Source organism: Bradyrhizobium canariense, from assembly GCF_019402665.1.
Classification (GTDB): domain Bacteria; phylum Pseudomonadota; class Alphaproteobacteria; order Rhizobiales; family Xanthobacteraceae; genus Bradyrhizobium; species Bradyrhizobium canariense.
This window is the reverse complement of record NZ_VSST01000065.1, coordinates 1-14,564: the sequence shown is the minus strand read 5'-3', so window position 1 is coordinate 14,564 and position 14,564 is coordinate 1. Positions and strand designations below refer to the sequence as shown.

General features: G+C 62.1%; 16 protein-coding genes. 10 read left to right on the top strand and 6 right to left on the bottom strand.

Features of this window, described 5'->3' with window-relative positions:
- Positions 1-11 precede the first annotated feature (11 nt).
- Both FXB41_RS31510 and FXB41_RS31505 read right to left on the bottom strand, forming a co-directional pair.
- A complete protein-coding gene (locus FXB41_RS31510) occupies positions 12-995 on the bottom strand; it encodes a TRAP transporter substrate-binding protein (protein WP_246649376.1) in 984 nt (327 codons plus the stop codon).
- A 162-nt stretch (positions 996-1,157) separates the two neighbouring features.
- Entirely contained in the window at positions 1,158-1,961 is an 804-nt protein-coding gene (locus tag FXB41_RS31505; protein ID WP_219684549.1) for an enoyl-CoA hydratase-related protein, read from the bottom strand.
- Positions 1,962-2,115: 154 nt separating this feature from the next.
- Between FXB41_RS31505 and FXB41_RS31500 the strand changes: the two genes are divergently transcribed.
- Positions 2,116-3,090: a ketopantoate reductase family protein gene (locus FXB41_RS31500; RefSeq protein WP_219684548.1), complete on the top strand. Its 975-nt coding sequence runs from the start codon at positions 2,116-2,118 to the stop codon at positions 3,088-3,090.
- 4 nt (positions 3,091-3,094) lie between these two features.
- Here the strand turns inward: FXB41_RS31500 and FXB41_RS31495 are convergent, their stop codons facing one another.
- Complete coding sequence (locus tag FXB41_RS31495; RefSeq protein ID WP_219684547.1) at positions 3,095-3,772, bottom strand: alpha/beta hydrolase family protein; 678 nt, start codon at positions 3,770-3,772, stop codon at positions 3,095-3,097.
- Positions 3,773-3,898: 126 nt separating this feature from the next.
- Here FXB41_RS31495 and FXB41_RS31490 point away from each other — a divergent pair, with 126 nt between their 5' ends.
- Positions 3,899-5,044 (top strand): acyl-CoA dehydrogenase family protein, encoded by a 1,146-nt coding sequence (locus tag FXB41_RS31490; protein ID WP_007604639.1) that lies wholly within the window; start codon positions 3,899-3,901, stop codon positions 5,042-5,044.
- A gap of 18 nt (positions 5,045-5,062) precedes the next feature.
- Here the strand turns inward: FXB41_RS31490 and FXB41_RS31485 are convergent, their stop codons facing one another.
- Positions 5,063-5,947 (bottom strand): LysR family transcriptional regulator, encoded by an 885-nt coding sequence (locus FXB41_RS31485; RefSeq protein WP_219684546.1) that lies wholly within the window; start codon positions 5,945-5,947, stop codon positions 5,063-5,065.
- 70 nt (positions 5,948-6,017) lie between these two features.
- Here FXB41_RS31485 and FXB41_RS31480 point away from each other — a divergent pair, with 70 nt between their 5' ends.
- From FXB41_RS31480 to FXB41_RS31470, 3 genes are read left to right on the top strand one after another with little or no spacing between them, the layout of a single operon-like run.
- The gene (locus FXB41_RS31480) at positions 6,018-6,482 is read left to right on the top strand and encodes a DoxX family protein (RefSeq protein ID WP_246649374.1); all 465 of its coding nucleotides are present in this window, start codon (positions 6,018-6,020) and stop codon (positions 6,480-6,482) included.
- A 19-nt stretch (positions 6,483-6,501) separates the two neighbouring features.
- Positions 6,502-6,963 carry a DsrE family protein gene (locus FXB41_RS31475; RefSeq protein WP_219684545.1) on the top strand — a complete coding sequence of 154 codons (462 nt, stop codon included), beginning with the start codon at positions 6,502-6,504 and terminating at the stop codon, positions 6,961-6,963.
- On the top strand, positions 6,956-7,552 hold the full coding sequence (locus tag FXB41_RS31470) for a TlpA family protein disulfide reductase (protein WP_035993963.1): 597 nt from the start codon (positions 6,956-6,958) through the stop codon (positions 7,550-7,552). Before FXB41_RS31475 ends, FXB41_RS31470 begins: the two co-directional genes overlap by 8 nt.
- Before the next feature lie 7 nt (positions 7,553-7,559).
- On the opposite strand, the gene FXB41_RS31465 is transcribed toward FXB41_RS31470, so the two are convergent.
- Complete coding sequence (locus tag FXB41_RS31465; RefSeq protein ID WP_007599321.1) at positions 7,560-8,699, bottom strand: amidohydrolase/deacetylase family metallohydrolase; 1,140 nt, start codon at positions 8,697-8,699, stop codon at positions 7,560-7,562.
- A 262-nt stretch (positions 8,700-8,961) separates the two neighbouring features.
- Positions 8,962-9,684 carry a DUF2569 family protein gene (locus FXB41_RS31460; RefSeq protein WP_246649373.1) on the bottom strand — a complete coding sequence of 241 codons (723 nt, stop codon included), beginning with the start codon at positions 9,682-9,684 and terminating at the stop codon, positions 8,962-8,964.
- Between the two features lie 327 nt (positions 9,685-10,011).
- On the opposite strand from FXB41_RS31460, the gene FXB41_RS31455 reads away from it, so the two are divergent.
- The 5 genes from FXB41_RS31455 (at position 10,012) to FXB41_RS31435 (ending at position 14,524) form a co-directional block, all read left to right on the top strand.
- Complete coding sequence (locus tag FXB41_RS31455; protein WP_219684543.1) at positions 10,012-11,382, top strand: tyrosine-type recombinase/integrase; 1,371 nt, start codon at positions 10,012-10,014, stop codon at positions 11,380-11,382.
- The gene (locus FXB41_RS31450) at positions 11,379-12,011 is read left to right on the top strand and encodes a hypothetical protein (protein WP_219684542.1); all 633 of its coding nucleotides are present in this window, start codon (positions 11,379-11,381) and stop codon (positions 12,009-12,011) included. The genes FXB41_RS31455 and FXB41_RS31450 overlap by 4 nt, the downstream gene beginning before the upstream one ends.
- Positions 12,012-12,120: 109 nt before the next feature.
- Positions 12,121-12,396 carry a helix-turn-helix transcriptional regulator gene (locus FXB41_RS31445; protein WP_219684541.1) on the top strand — a complete coding sequence of 92 codons (276 nt, stop codon included), beginning with the start codon at positions 12,121-12,123 and terminating at the stop codon, positions 12,394-12,396.
- A gap of 58 nt (positions 12,397-12,454) precedes the next feature.
- Positions 12,455-12,766, top strand: coding sequence for a hypothetical protein (locus FXB41_RS31440; protein ID WP_219684540.1), 312 nt, complete (start codon positions 12,455-12,457; stop codon positions 12,764-12,766).
- A 342-nt stretch (positions 12,767-13,108) separates the two neighbouring features.
- Positions 13,109-14,524: a phage/plasmid primase, P4 family gene (locus FXB41_RS31435; protein WP_219684539.1), complete on the top strand. Its 1,416-nt coding sequence runs from the start codon at positions 13,109-13,111 to the stop codon at positions 14,522-14,524.
- The last annotated feature ends 40 nt before the right edge of the window (positions 14,525-14,564 follow it).

Sequence of the window (14,564 nt, the reverse complement as noted above, 5' to 3'; positions counted from 1 at the left end):
TCCCGAAATCTTTACTGAGTGGACCGGATGGTGGCGAGCAGATCCTTGCCGAACCGCTTCTCGAATTCCTGGTCGAGCGGCTTGACCGCATCGACGAAGGGTTGGCGATCGAATTTCTCGATCACGTCCATGCCGCCGCTGCGCACCTGCTCGAGCGACGCGGCATCGAGCTTTGCCTGCCATGTCGCCTCCGCCCCCGCTTTTGCCTGCGCGATCAGCGTTGCCTGGTCGGCCGGAGTGAGCTGCTCGAACATGGCACGGTTGGCGATGAACACGATCGGCGCGAAGAAGTGGCCGGTCAATGTGAGGTATTTCTGGACTTCATAGAGACGGGAGCCGGCAATGGTCGGCACCGGATTTTCCTGCCCGTCGAGCCGGCCATCCTTGAGCGCGGTATAGACCAGCGGAAATTCCATCGGGACCACTTCGGCACCGAGCGCCTTGAACGTCATCTGATAGATCGGGTTCGGGATGACACGAATCTTCAGACCCTTGATATCGTCGGGGCTGCGAACAGGCCGCTTGGAATTCGTGACGTTGCGGAAGCCCTGTCGGCCAATCGCCAGCAAGGTCAGCCCCTTATCGCCGAATTTGGCGGCGATTGCGGCGCCTGCCGGACCTTGCGCCACGGCTTTGGCGTGAGCCGTATCGCGAAACAGGAAGGGAATGTCGAACACGCCGAGTTCGGGGACGACCGCACTGACCACCGAACCCGACAGCACCGCCATATCGACGGCGCCGGCCTGCGTCGCGGCGAGAATGGCGTTCTCGCTACCGACTGCATTGGTGGCGCGCTGGTCGATCACGATGGGCTTGCCGGGCAATGCCACCAGCTTCCGGCGAAACTCATCCGCCCCGATCTGCTGCGGGCTCCCCAGCTGGGAATTGAACGCCAGAGAGACCAGTCGAGGTGAAGCGGCAACCGGATGCAGGACCAGCAGCGTTGCCGCCGCGACGATCGATCCAGCCTTCCAAAACCCCAGAACTCTGTGCATTCGACACCATGGCGTGACAATTGTCGTAACCATAATGGCCGGGAATGATTGAACTCTTAAGGACGGGCCCGCGGAATTACGGGGATTCGAATCGGTCCCGCGGCCAGGGTTTGGGGATGGTGCACGACGCAGATCGTATCGGGTTGCTGCTGAGCGGCGCGCTCAGGCCTTGCCGCCACTCCAATTCGCCGCGCGCTTCTCCGCGAACGACGCCAGCCCCTCCGCAGCTTCCGCACTCTGGCGCTTGACCGAATGCAGGTGCACGAGCCGCTTGTAGGCGGCATCGTCCACCGCCATTCCGCCGAACGAGCTCTCCAGTGCCAGCCGCTTGGTCTCGGCCATCGCCTCCGGTCCGTTGGCGAGCAACTGCTCGACCACCTTGGCGCCGGCGGCGTCGAGATCGGCGAGCGGCACCACCTCGTGGACGAGGCCGATGCGGCGAGCATCCTCGGCGCCGAAACGTTCCCCTGTCAGCGCGTAGCGGCGGACTTGCCGTACACCGATGGCATCGCAGAGCTGCGGGATGATGATGGCCGCGGTCAGGCCCCAGCGCACTTCGGTGATCGAGAACAGGGCGTTGTCGGCCGCGATCACGACATCGCAGGCCGCGATCACGCCGGTGCCGCCGCCAAAGCAGCCGCCCTGCACCAGCGCGACCGTCGGAATGGGCAGCGTGTTGAGCCGCTGCACGGCCTCGAACGTCGCACGCGACGCGGCCTCGTTCGCCTCGCTCGATTGCGGCCGCACGCCGTTGATCCATTTGAGGTCGGCGCCGGCCTGGAAATGCTTGCCGGTGCCCTTGAGCACGACCAAGCGAAGGTTGGGCTTGCTACCGAGATCGTCCATGGCCGCGAGCACGCCCGCGATCAATGCACCGTCATAGGCATTGTTCACTTCGGGCCGATTCAACGTGACGGTCGCAACCCCACGCGCATCCAGGGTCCACAGGACGGGGCTGTCGGTCATCGGTGTTCCTCCGCTCGTTTGTTTGGCGCGTACTATGGCCGAGGCTCCGCACCTTGATCCATATCTTTCGAGCGTAGGGCAGCCGCGTCCATCGCATGGCGGCTTGTGTCATGCTGTCGCGGGGCGGCATCAAGGGATCAGGGACGGACATCACATGCGCATCTGCATTTTCGGCGCGGGCGCCGTCGGCAGCCATCTCGCGGTCAGGCTGGCCCGCGCCGGCCACGAGGTCTCGTGCGTAATGCGCGGCGCGCACCTGGAGGCGGTCCGGGCCAACGGCCTCAAGCTGCGCGTCGGCGATTCCGAGGTCTCCGCCAAGGTGAACGCCTCCGGCGATCCGGCCCAACTCGGCCCCCAGGACGTCGTGATCAGCACCTTGAAGGCAACCGCGTTGACCGGGCTGGTCTCCAGCCTCAAGCCGCTGCTGCAGGACGACACCGCGATCGTGTTCGCGCAGAACGGCATTCCCTGGTGGTACGGGATCGGCCTGCCGCCGCGACACCCGACCCCGCCGGACATTTCCTTTCTCGACCCGGGCGGGCGCTTGCGCGCCTGCATCCCGAAGGAGCGGATCGTCGGCGGCGTGGTCTTCTCCTCCAACGAGGTGATCGCGCCTGGCGTGGTGCAGAACCTGACGCCGGACCGCAACCGCCTGCTGATCGGCGAATGCGACGACCGCAATTGCGAGCGCATCACGACGCTGCGCGGTGTCTTCACCGACGCGCGGCTGGAATCGCCGCCGGTTGCCGAGATCCGCGAGGCGATCTGGTCAAAGCTGCTGACCAACATGTCGTTGTCGGTGCTGTGCCTGCTCACCGGCCAGACCGCGCGCGGCGTGCGCGACGATCCTGCGTTCGCCGAGGTCATCCCGCGAATGCTGAACGAGGCCAACGAGATCGCCCAGCACTTCATCCCCGAGGTCAAGCGCGTGAGCCGCAGTGGTCCCGCGCCCAATCACAAGCCGTCGCTGCTGCAGGACTACGAGCTCGGCCGCGCCATGGAGATCGACGTCCTGGTGAAGGCGCCCCAAGCCTTCGCGCGCACCGCCGGCCTGTCGACGCCGACCCTCGATCTCATTGCCGCGCTCGCGATCCAGAAGGCGCGCGACAAGGGGCTATATTCGGCGTGAGATTTCAGGCGAGCTTGTCGATCCAGTCCGCGAGCGTGTCGAGCACCTCCGCAAGCGCCTCTTCGTTGCTGCGACCGGACTTTTTCAGCACCGCGAAGGAGTGATCGCCGCCCTCGATCTCGTGCAGCGTCGCCTTCGGGGCAAGAGCGGCGATGACGGGCTTGAGGAGGCCGAGATCGGCGAGCCCATCGCGGGTGCCTTGCAGGAACAGCATCGGGATCTCGACACGGGCGAGGTGCTCGGCACGCTCGGTCGATGGCTTCTTGTCGGCGTGCAGGGGAAAGCCGAGGAAGGCGAGCCCTTTGACATCAGGCAGCGGCGTCTTCGACTGCGCCTGCGACGTCATGCGCCCGCCGAAGGATTTTCCGCCCGCAACGAGCATCACACCGGGGCAGAGCCGCGCGGCTTCCTCGACTGCCGCGCGGATCGTGGCATGGGCGACCACCGGCTGGTCGGGACGGCCCTGTTTGTTTTCCATGTAGGGAAAATTGAAGCGGAACGTCGCGATGCCGCGGTTCGCGAGCCCCTCCGCAATCTTGTCCATCGATGCGTGCCGCATCCCTGCACCGGCACCATGCGCCAGAACGTAGCAGGAGCGCGCCTTGTCCGGCTGCGTCAGGATCGCTGACACCGTGCCGATGCGCGCGATGTCGAGCTTGAGCTCTTGAGTTTTGACAGCCACAATCAACCATCCCGAAAGACGCGTTTCCGGTCGCCTTGGTAGCGTCACCGGCGCAGCCTGAAAACACAATAATTGCCGCCGAAGGCTGGCCTACCAAGCCGGCAAGCCGCATTGACCGAGGTGACCATGTCCTACCGCTCCTCCTGGATGACCGAAGAGCTCGAAATCTTCCGCGATCAGTTCCGGAAGTATCTTGCCAAGGATCTGGCCCCGCATGCCGAAAAATGGCGCGAGCAGAAGATGGTCGACCGCTTCGCCTGGCGCGGGCTCGGTGAGATGGGCGCGCTGCTGGCAAGCGTGCCGGAGGAATATGGCGGCCTCGGCGCGACCTTCGCCTATGATGCCGCCGTACTCGACGACCTCGAAAGCACGGTGCCGGAGCTGACGACCGGCGTGTCCGTGCACAGCGCCATCGTCGCGCACTACATCCTCAATTACGGCTCCGAGGAGCAGAAGAAGCGCTGGCTGCCGAAGATGGCCTCGGGCGAGATGGTCGGCGCCATCGCCATGACCGAGCCCGGCACCGGCTCGGATTTGCAGGCCGTCAAGACCACCGCCAGGAAGCAGGGCAATTCCTACGTCATCAACGGACAGAAGACTTTCATCACCAACGGCCAGGCCGCCGATCTCGTCATCGTGGTCGCGCGCACCGGCGATGTCGGCGCCAAGGGCATTTCGCTGATCGTGGTCGAAACATCAGGCGCGGATGGATACAAGCGCGGGCGCAACCTCGACAAGATCGGCCTGCATGCTTCCGACACCTCAGAGCTGTTCTTCGACAACGTCACGGTCCCGCCGGACAATTTGCTCGGCGGCGAAGAAGGCCAGGGCTTCGTGCAGCTGATGCAGCAATTGCCGCAGGAGCGCCTCGCGCTCGCGGTCGGCGCGGTCGCCGCGATGGAGCGCGCCATAAAACTCACCGTCGACTACACCAAGGAGCGGAAAGCGTTCGGCAAGCCGCTGATGGATTTCCAGAACACCGCCTTCAAGCTCGCCGAGCGCAAGACCGAAGCGATGATCGCGCGCGTCTTCGTCGACTGGTGCATCGAGCGGCTGGTCGCAAAGGACCTCGACACCGTGACCGCGTCGATGGCGAAATACTGGTGCTCGGAGAAGCAGGTCGAGACCGCCGACGAATGCCTCCAGCTGTTCGGCGGCTACGGCTACATGCAGGAATATCCGATCTCGCGCATCTTCATCGATTCCCGCATCCAGAAGATCTATGGCGGCACGAACGAGATCATGAAGCTGTTGATCGCGAGGTCGCTCTAATCAGCTCGCTATAGCCGGCTATCTCATCCGCTTGTCGGCCGCGACGAAGTCGATGAACGTCCGGACCTTGGCAGAAAGGTATTTGCGGCTGGGATAGACCGCGAATAGCTTGCCCTCGAACAGGACCTGCCCGGGCATGACGTGCTCGAGGCGGCCGGCGGTGATATCCTCCGCGACCAGCCATTTCGGCAGGAAGGCGAGGCCCATGCCTTCGAGCGCCGCCATGTGCAGCAGCGTTTCATTGCCGCTGCGCAGGACCGGATTGAGCTTAACGGTCTCGGTGCCGTGCTCGCCCTCGAAGGAGAAGGTTTCACCCGGGTACAGCGCGTAGTGCAGCATCGCCTGGCCGGCGAGATCGGCAAGTTTGGTCGGGCGCCCCGCGCGATCGAGATAAGCGGGCGCGCCGACCATATGGAACGCAACCTTGGTGATGGGCCGCGCGATCAGCGCCTCGTCGGGCGCGGCGGTCGCGCGAAGGGCGAGATCGAATCCCTCCTCGACCAGATTGACCATCCGTCCGCTGAGATCGACGTCGAGGCGCACCTCCGGATAGCGCGCCTGGTAGTCCGCCAGCACGCCCGCGAAGATCGTGTTCGCCATCCACACCGGCGCGGTCAGCCGCAGCGTGCCGCGCGGAACGACCGTCGCATTGCTGACGGCGGCTTCGACCTCGTCGAGGGAGTCCAGCATCTGCCGCGCCTGCTCGAAATAGAGCGCTCCGCTTTCGCTCAGGCTGACGCGCCGACTGGTGCGGTTGAGCAGCCGCGTGCCCAGCCGCTTCTCGAGCTGCATCACATGCTTGCTCGCCATCGCGGGCGAGATGCGCAGGCGCTGCGCCGCGGTCGCGAAGCTCTTCAGCTCGGCCACAAGGCAGAACACCCTCATGCTGACTAAGGAATCCATGAAATCATCAACACCCAGGAAATGAACTAATCCCGGGACGCATAATGATCAAATATGAGGAAACTATCAAATGGTGGCGACCGTCACCTTTTTTGGAGAACCACCCGTGTCCACCACCGCCTTCGAGACTGCCTCCCCCGGCCGCGCCATTCGTATCGGCCTTTGGGTCGCACAGGCCCTGCTCTTTTTCGTTTTCACCGCGGCCGGGCTGGTCAAGCTGCTGACGCCGATTCCAGAGCTTGCCGCGATGATGCCCTGGGCCGGCCAGTATTCCGCAACGTTCGTCCGGTTCATCGGGCTGGTCGATCTCGCCGGCGGAATCGGCATCCTGCTGCCGGCGCTGACGCGGGTCCTGCCCCGGCTGACGGTGTTGGCTGCACTGGGCTGCTCCATGTTGCAGGTGTTGGCGCTCGTCTTCCACATCTCGCGCGGCGAGGCGCCGGTCACGCCGCTCAACGTCGTTCTGCTCGCGCTCAGCCTGTTCGTGCTGTGGGGGCGCGACCGCAAGGCGCCGATCGCGCCGCGTCAGTTCTGAACAGCTGAACGCCGCAGCCATGATTTCTGCCAACGGATGGTCCCGCAGGGGCCTGCTCGCCGGCACCGCGATCCTCACGGCCGGCGGCACCGCCGCGGCCAAGGAGGATCGTCTCGCCGACGGCGTCGTGATCCTGATCGACAGCAACGAGCCCTATGTCATGGGACACGCGATCAGCTACTCGGCCAACCTCTCGAAGCACTTTGCGGACAGGGGCGCGCGATTGCTGATCGAGGTCGTCGCCAATGGTAAGGGCATCGACGTCTTTCGGGCGGACAGGAGTCCGCTGGTCGAGCCGCTCGCGGCGCTGCGGCAGTCGCTGCCCAACCTCGCCTACAGCATGTGCGCATCGTCAAAAGCGATCGCCGAAGCCAAGGAGCAGGTCCCGATTCCGCTGATAGCAGGTGCCAGCCTCGTGCCGTTCGGCATCGGCCGCGTGGTCGATCTGCAACTCAAGGGCTGGGCCTACATTCATGCGTGAGACCGCGCGCGAAAGCGGTCCATTGCCGTCGCGGCGATCGATCATGATGGCCGCGCCGGCGCTTGTTGCCTCCTTCCGCGCGGCCCATGCGCAGGAAGACTGGCCGCCGGTGTTCGAGGCCGGCCGCAGTCAGTTCACGCTGGTGCGGCCGCGCGCGTCGATGCCAATGCTCAGGCTTCAAGACATTGGCGGGAAGGAGGTCGCGTTGAGCGCGAAGCCGGGCCGCATCACCCTCGTCAATTTCTGGGCCACCTGGTGCGCGGCCTGCCGGCTCGATCTGCCTGTGCTCGCAAGTCTCGCGGGATCACGGTCGGACCGGCTCGATGTTGTCGCGATCTGCACGGATACCAAAGACCTGCGCAAGATCCGCACGTTTCTCAGCGGCCTCGCCGTGCAGAACCTCGCTTGCTATGTCGACGCCTATGGCGCAGCGGCAGAAGCATCGACCGCGATATTCTCCCTCGTCGGCATGCCCATCACCTATCTCGTCGGAACGAGCGGTCACGTCGAGGGCTACATCGCCGGTGCGCCCGACTGGCTTTCTCCGGCAGGCGCGCAGCTGCTGCAATTCTATCGCGAGCGGGGCTAGCGCCGCATCAATTCGGATGCCACCAGCGGCCGCCGATCACGACACCCTCGGAGACGATCTTGCGGTCGCCGATCAGGTGCTCGCCGACCACGTCCTCATAGTCGAACTGGCCTTCCCTCACCGAGATCAGCGTGGCGTCGCCGACGCTGCCTGGCTTGAGGCTGCCGAGTTCGGGCCGCCGCAGCGCCATCGCCGCGTTGACCGTCGAGGTTGCGATGACGTCGGACAGCGGCATGCCCATGCACAGGAATTTCGACAGGGTCGTGACCTGGTCGAAGGCCGGGCCGTCGATGCACAGTTGATGAATGTCGGACGAGATGGTGTCCGGATAGAAGCCATTGGCGAGCATGGCGCGCGCGGTCTTGAACGCGAACGAGCCCTTGCCGTGGCCGATGTCGAACAGCACGCCGCGCTCGCGGGCGTCGAGCACCGCCCGCTTCACCGTGCCCTGCGCGGTCGCGGGCGTATTGGGGAAGGGCCGGAACGCGTGGGTGAGCACGTCGCCGGGGCGCAGGCGGCCCAGCACCTCCTCGTAGCTCGGCGGCGGATGATCGATATGCGCCATCAGGGGCATGCCGACCTCGTTCGCGACCTCGAGCGCGATGTCGAGCGGCACGACGCCCGACGTGCCCGAGGAGTGCAGCCCCACGCGCACCTTGATGCCGACGATGAGGTCGCGGTTGGCATCGGCCACCTTGGCCGCCTCGATCGGATTCATCAGCCGCAGCTCCTCGCTCTCGCCGACCATGATCCGGTGCGAGAAGCCGAAAATGCCGGCATGCGAGACGTGCAGATAAGCGAGAATGCGGACCTGGCTCGGCTCGATCACGTGCTTGCGGAATCCGGCGAAATTGCCGGGCCCCGCGCTGCCGGTATCGACCGCGGTGGTGACGCCGGAGAGACGGCAGAATTCCTCGGCATCGATGCCGAGCGACGTACCGCCCCAATAGACATGGGTGTGGAGATCGATCAGCCCCGGGGTCACCATGAACTTCGAGACGTCGCGCACGTCAGTGCCCGGATCCGCCTTGAGCCCGCTGCCGATCGCAGCGACCTTGCCACCCGCAAAGGCGACATCGGCCACGGCATCGAGCTTCTGGGACGGGTCGACCACACGGCCGCCGCGCAGGATCAAGTCGAAAGGCATCATGGTCTCCGGATATCGCTGAGGCATCGTGAGAGGCGGGAAACAGACCAGGCTGGAAGGCAGACTTCCAGCCTGGTCACCTCTGTTAGCAATTTTCGCGCCGCCGAAGCAAATCGGCCGCAGTCGGTGCCCGTTGGGCTTGCGATCCGCGCGGCGCCTCGTCCTTCAGCCGCTCCAGTGCATCCGGCATCATTCGGCCGGACATCGAGCTCAGCATCGCGGTCGGGATCAGGCCCGACGCAACGCGGACCACAAACGCGGCTTATTTCGTGAACGTATTCGCGACTCTGCGGGAGCGAAGCACGTACGTTATCCAAACCGCGGCACTCATCACACCGACAACCGTTTGTCCGACCTGTCGCGTTTCAATGATGAAAAAATCGCTGAAAGGTCGGTTCAGCGCGGCGGAAAAAAACGATGCGACGCAGAGGAGATCGACGAGCGGCATCAGCACAGCGCAGATCATTTGCACGATGAAAAAGGCGGGAAATCTGTGGGAGTGTCTGAACAGGAGCACCGTTGTCCAGACCGAGAAGCCTATCATGGCGGCATTTATCAGCATTTCGCTCCAGATCACCGTCGGAAAGTAAGTCCAGGTTTCGTCGGTGATCGACTGCACGTATTGTCCGACGTTGAAGATCAGGCGCAGAATGCCCATCACTTGGCCGAACGCGAGTAGCGCGAGCCAACCGCTGATACCGGTCATCTCGGGTTGGACGTTCTTGAAGGCAGCAGCGTCTTCTGCGGGAACGGACGGCTCCCGCGTGGCGTTGACCGGTTGCGGTGCCGGCATCGGCGACTGCGTTCGAAAGAGGTGCTCCGTGATCTCACGCACCTCCGCGACCGGCCTCCAGCTCTCCCAGCCCTCCCGCCAGACCAGCACGCGCGGTGAATCTGCGATGCGAGCCAGTAGCGGAAGGAGCTCCGATATCGGCATCGGACCGCGTTTCTGCCCACCTTCCGCGTAGAACCACGAATCCGCCATGCGAACGCCCCCCTGCACCCGCCATATCCTAGCCGGCGATCGACACACGTCACGATAGAAAGTAATTGGAGGGGCGACCAGTACCGCGGCCGTCGCGGCGCTTAGCTCTCGAGAAAATGGCGATCCCGGGAAGACTCGAACTTCCGACCTACGGTTTAGGAATAAGTGATCTGGGAATAACTTGGGGCCACTTGGACCACCTCTAGAGGCTCACCAAGCCACTGACTTCACTGGCTTTTCCTTTAGGAATGGCTTGCGTTAATAACTTGGGTTATCTGTGGTAAACACGTTAAAAATATTACCCCATGTTACCCCGAGGGACGGCCAATGGCCAAAGCCAAGACCCTGACGGCAACGGCAGTAAGCAACATAAAACCTGCCACAGAGAGACTTGAAATATCGGACGCCGGTTGTCCTGGCCTGCGACTCATCGTTCAGCCTTCAGGTCACAAGTCGTGGGCGATGCGGTTCTACCGTCCGAACGGCAAGCCGACAAAATTGACGCTAGGTCCCGTCAACCTGTCAGGTGAGGCAGTCTCCGAACCTAAAATCGGGAAGTCCCTGACGCTGGCCCAGGCGCGAAAGATCGCGGCCGACATCAATGCTCAGCGCGAACAGGACGTCGATGTCGTCGCCGTCAGGAAGACCGCCAAGCGGAGGCAGGGCGAACTATTGTCAGATCGCCTCTCCCACACATTTGCTGAAGCGGTTAGAGACTTCATCGACGATCACAAGGTAGCTAAGACGGGCAAGAAGCCGAGACGCTGGCGCGAAGTGGCGCGACTCCTTGGCCTCTACTATGACGCAGACGGCAACGAGCCGACCGTCATCAAGAATGGCCTCTGCGACCTCTGGGCCGAGAAACCAATAGTCGACGTCGACGGTGACGATATCTATCATCTCGTGGAGGAAGCCCGACGTTCGGGCATCCCCGGTCTCGAGCGGCGCAACTCAGGTACGTCAGATGCCAGAGGCAGGAGCATGGCCGATGCCCTCGGCACGATGTTCAAGTGGTTGTCGCGACATCGGCGGATCAAGGCCAACCCGTGCATCGGTGCTCACCGGCCACCGCCTCCAGCCACGCGAGACCGAGTCCTCAACGTCAAGACCGACGTTCGGAATGCCGACGAACTCCGTCTCTTCTGGGCCGCCACTGCCGAAGTCGGAGAGCCGTTCGGCGCGATCTTGAAACTGTTGATCTTGACCGGCTGCAGGTTGAACGAGATTGCCCGCCTTGAGGAGTCGGAACTGACCGACGATCTTGAGATGATCCGCCTGCCGGGTAGCAGAACCAAGAACAACTTGCCTCACGACGTGCCGCTGGCGCCGCTGGCCCGAGAGATACTGGCTGGCACCAAGCGCACTCCGAACTGCAAGTATGTGTTCTCGACGAACGGCAGGACGCCGGTCAGTGGCTTCTCAAAGATCAAGAGCCGCCTCGATGAGGTGATGGACATCCCCCACTGGCGCATTCACGACCTCCGCCGGTCCGCAGCAACTGGCATGGCTGGCATCGGCATCCAGCCTCACATCATTGAAGCGGTGTTGAACCATGTTAGCGGCGCGAAGAGCGGCGTCGCCGGGATTTACAACAAGGAAAGATATGAATCTCAGAGGCGGGCCGCGCTGGAGCGATGGGCCGACTACATCGCAAACGTCGTTGAGGGTAAAGTCGCCAAGATCGCGTCGCTCCGATGATGATAGACGAAGCCACTGAAGCTCAGTTAGAAGCCAAGCTGGACGATATGAGCCGCGCCAGAGACGAGAAGTGGCGTCTCGCTCGCCGCAAGCAGGTTGATGCTGCGATCAAGTTGATCCGCTTTGACCCTGGCATCTCCGTCGAGCAGCGTCGCTGGGCGGTCGAGCATGAACTAGCGGAACTGGAAGAATTCGACGTCCTGTGGCGGGTGTGGGGTCAACCCGTCACCAAGAATTCTAAGAGGGCGGCGGGGAGGCTGGCCAATGCATTGAAGCTTCACGTTGAGAAGGCATTGACGGATCCGGACCTCAGCCTGGAATTTCGTCGGTACAGCGCCGAGCTGGCTGACTTGAGGAAGCGGGCCGAGACGGCGGCAAGCCAGAAGATCGGTAGCAAGAAGGGGCGCGGCCAGAAGGAGGCGCTGCGGCGAAAGTTCGCCGTCCAGGCAACGAGTCGGCTCATGCGTCATTCGAAGAGCAATGCTGATCAGCTCAACCGTTTCGTCAAGCTCTGCAACCTGCTCTACAGCGGCAAGGCGGTTGAGGCCCCCATCTTCGAGCGGCTGTGCAAGGAAGCCAGTCGGCCCTACGATCTCAATCGGATCGCCAAGCGGTTGGGCTTGAAGTAGACCGCGACTTCTTACTTGCAAAAGTCAGGTCTAAAACTTTACCCGTCTTTTTTATCCAGCAGGGATTAGAGGTAGGTTCTCTATTTTTAACTAGAGAAGGACCTACACCATGGCGACGAAGAAGGTGAGTCCGAAGCCGGTCAACGTGATGACCGAGAGGCTCGGCCCCCGCAAGTCGATCCCTGTGCCACCCGACGCGGTGTGGCTCTCAACAAACCAGGTATTAGCTCGCTACGGTGACCGCAGTCAGATGTGGCTCTGGAGAAAGGTCGAGCTCGACCCGCATTTCCCGAAGCCAATTAAATTCGGGAGACTGAATTTTTTTCGTCTCGCGGCCCTCGAAGCTTATGAGAAGAGTCTCGCGGCTGCTGGCCAGGACGCATGAGCCACCAAGGAGTCAGAAATCATTCTCCGCAAAAATTCAAACACGCAAGGAGGATGACATGACCGCCAACAACGACAATATCATCCCGATCAGGAGGATCTACTTTCAGGGAATGCTCCCTGAAGATGCTGAGATTCAAATTCCGGTACTGGAGCGATTTAGGCAGACCATCATCGAAGCGATGAACGACTGCGCCAGTAAGATTACCGAGGACGGCCTCGTTGAAGGACCCGACAGTAATCGTTTGATTGTCCTTGTCGCACTCGGCGCCATATCCGGAATCTTCGGAAAGGATTTATCACGAGATGAGTTCGTGCAAATGGCCGGCGAAAACTATCCGTGGGAGAGTGGGAGCGCTGGTCGGAAGTAAACCAACAACCACAACAACACAGGAGTGGAGGAGACCATGAAAGGCAATCATCACCATGAACACAACTGCACAAAAAAACCGCGACCGCGGTGTGGCCCCGGTCGCGGCGAAAGAGGTTAGTAGACGTCAACGCGACTCTTTTATCAGCAAGTCGCGTCAGAGTAAATCTACAATTTATGGTTGTCCGGCCGCCCTCGGTTGCCGGACCGCCGGCGAGCTCTTGCGCGCGTGGTGCAGGATCGATCCCCACACGACGCTCCACCTCGGAGACGCCTACAGGCATGTGTGCGCCGCGAAGTGCGACGCGCGTCCGTGCTGCCGCGATCGCGATGGAGGCGAGTCATGAACCGCGAAGGGAGAATTGAGGAGCGGATTGAGATAGAAGATTCGTGGGGGCCCGCGGGGATAGCTCCGCGGTTGTCGGAAGAGGATATCGCCATCGGGTTCGCAAATCTTCATGAACGTGATCTCCGATATGTCGCCGCATGGGGTAAATGGTTTTGCTACGACGGCCAGACGTGGGGGACGGACGAGACGCGGAAGACTTTCTCCATGGCTCGCAGGATTTGTCGTGAGGCGGCGGGATGGACCAACAAGGCCAATGAGGCAAGGGTCATTGCGTCCGCTAAAACGAGAGCCTCAGTCGTCAGCTTGGCAGGTGAGGACCGCAAACTAGCTGCAACCATCGATCAATGGGATGGCGACCCGTGGCTGCTGAACACTCCTGGTGGCGTCGTTGACTTGCGTACCGGCAAATTTAGCGGGCACCGGCCAGACGACTACATGACCAAGATCACGGCGGTGGCACCCGATCATTCCTGCCCGACGCCTCTCTGGGATGCTTTTCTCGACACAGTGACGAATGAGGATAAGGAGCTCCAGAATTTCTTGGCGAGAATGTCCGGCTATTCACTCACCGGCTTGACGCGAGAGCATGCGTTGTTCTTCCTCTACGGCACCGGGAGAAACGGCAAGGGCGTCTTCATGAATACCTTGATCGGTATATTAGGCGACTATCATCAGTCGGCGCCGGTCGAGACGTTCACGGAGGCCCACTCCGACAAGCACCCAACCGAGCTGGCCATGCTCCGCGGTGCCAGACTCGTCACCTCCACCGAAACGGAGGAAGGTCGTCGCTGGGCGGAGGCTCGTGTCAAGAAGTTGACCGGCGGCGACCCGATCCCGGCACGCTTCATGCGACAAGATTTCTTCACGTATGTGCCGCAGTTCAAGCTGGCTATCGCCGGCAACCACAAACCCGGTCTGCGGTCGGTCGATGAAGCGATCAAGAGTCGCGTCAAGATGATTCCGTTCTCCGTGACAATCTCGCAAGCAGAACGCGATCAGGAATTGGGTTCGAAGTTGGTGGCTGAGTATCCTGGCATCCTCGATTGGATGGTTCGGGGCTGCATGGAGTGGCAGAAGATCGGCCTCGCGTCGCCGCAGGCCGTCAAGAACGCAACTGACGAATATCTAAGCGCTGAAGATGCCTTCGGCCTTTGGCTCAAGGACTGCTGCAACCAAGGCAAGGATCTCTGGACTCGAAGTGACGCCCTGTTCCTGTGCTGGAAGGCATGGGCCGAGTTTAACGGTGAAGATGCCGGTTCGAACAGGCGGTTCTCCCAGAGACTGGAAGCTGCCGGCTTTAGACCAGATCGACGTCACGCAGGAAGAGGATTTCTCGGGCTCAGCACGACGGTCCCAAAGGTTCTGACGCAGGAGAAAGATCAGCAACCGATATGGGGGGAACCGATGTGATTTTCGGTCGCCATGTCAGAGCGTGTCACTTGTGTCACTT

Coding starts and splice junctions, on each gene's coding strand:
- FXB41_RS31510 (WP_246649376.1), bottom strand. CDS start 995: ATGCACAGAGTTCTGGGGTTTTGGAAGGCTGGATCGATCGTCGCGGCG.
- FXB41_RS31505 (WP_219684549.1), bottom strand. CDS start 1,961: ATGACCGACAGCCCCGTCCTGTGGACCCTGGATGCGCGTGGGGTTGCG.
- FXB41_RS31500 (WP_219684548.1), top strand. CDS start 2,116: ATGCGCATCTGCATTTTCGGCGCGGGCGCCGTCGGCAGCCATCTCGCG.
- FXB41_RS31490 (WP_007604639.1), top strand. CDS start 3,899: ATGTCCTACCGCTCCTCCTGGATGACCGAAGAGCTCGAAATCTTCCGC.
- FXB41_RS31485 (WP_219684546.1), bottom strand. CDS start 5,947: ATGGATTCCTTAGTCAGCATGAGGGTGTTCTGCCTTGTGGCCGAGCTG.
- FXB41_RS31480 (WP_246649374.1), top strand. CDS start 6,018: ATGGTGGCGACCGTCACCTTTTTTGGAGAACCACCCGTGTCCACCACC.
- FXB41_RS31475 (WP_219684545.1), top strand. CDS start 6,502: ATGATTTCTGCCAACGGATGGTCCCGCAGGGGCCTGCTCGCCGGCACC.
- FXB41_RS31470 (WP_035993963.1), top strand. CDS start 6,956: ATGCGTGAGACCGCGCGCGAAAGCGGTCCATTGCCGTCGCGGCGATCG.
- FXB41_RS31465 (WP_007599321.1), bottom strand. CDS start 8,699: ATGCCTTTCGACTTGATCCTGCGCGGCGGCCGTGTGGTCGACCCGTCC.
- FXB41_RS31460 (WP_246649373.1), bottom strand. CDS start 9,684: ATGGCGGATTCGTGGTTCTACGCGGAAGGTGGGCAGAAACGCGGTCCG.
- FXB41_RS31455 (WP_219684543.1), top strand. CDS start 10,012: ATGGCCAAAGCCAAGACCCTGACGGCAACGGCAGTAAGCAACATAAAA.
- FXB41_RS31450 (WP_219684542.1), top strand. CDS start 11,379: ATGATGATAGACGAAGCCACTGAAGCTCAGTTAGAAGCCAAGCTGGAC.
- FXB41_RS31445 (WP_219684541.1), top strand. CDS start 12,121: ATGGCGACGAAGAAGGTGAGTCCGAAGCCGGTCAACGTGATGACCGAG.
- FXB41_RS31440 (WP_219684540.1), top strand. CDS start 12,455: ATGACCGCCAACAACGACAATATCATCCCGATCAGGAGGATCTACTTT.
- FXB41_RS31435 (WP_219684539.1), top strand. CDS start 13,109: ATGAACCGCGAAGGGAGAATTGAGGAGCGGATTGAGATAGAAGATTCG.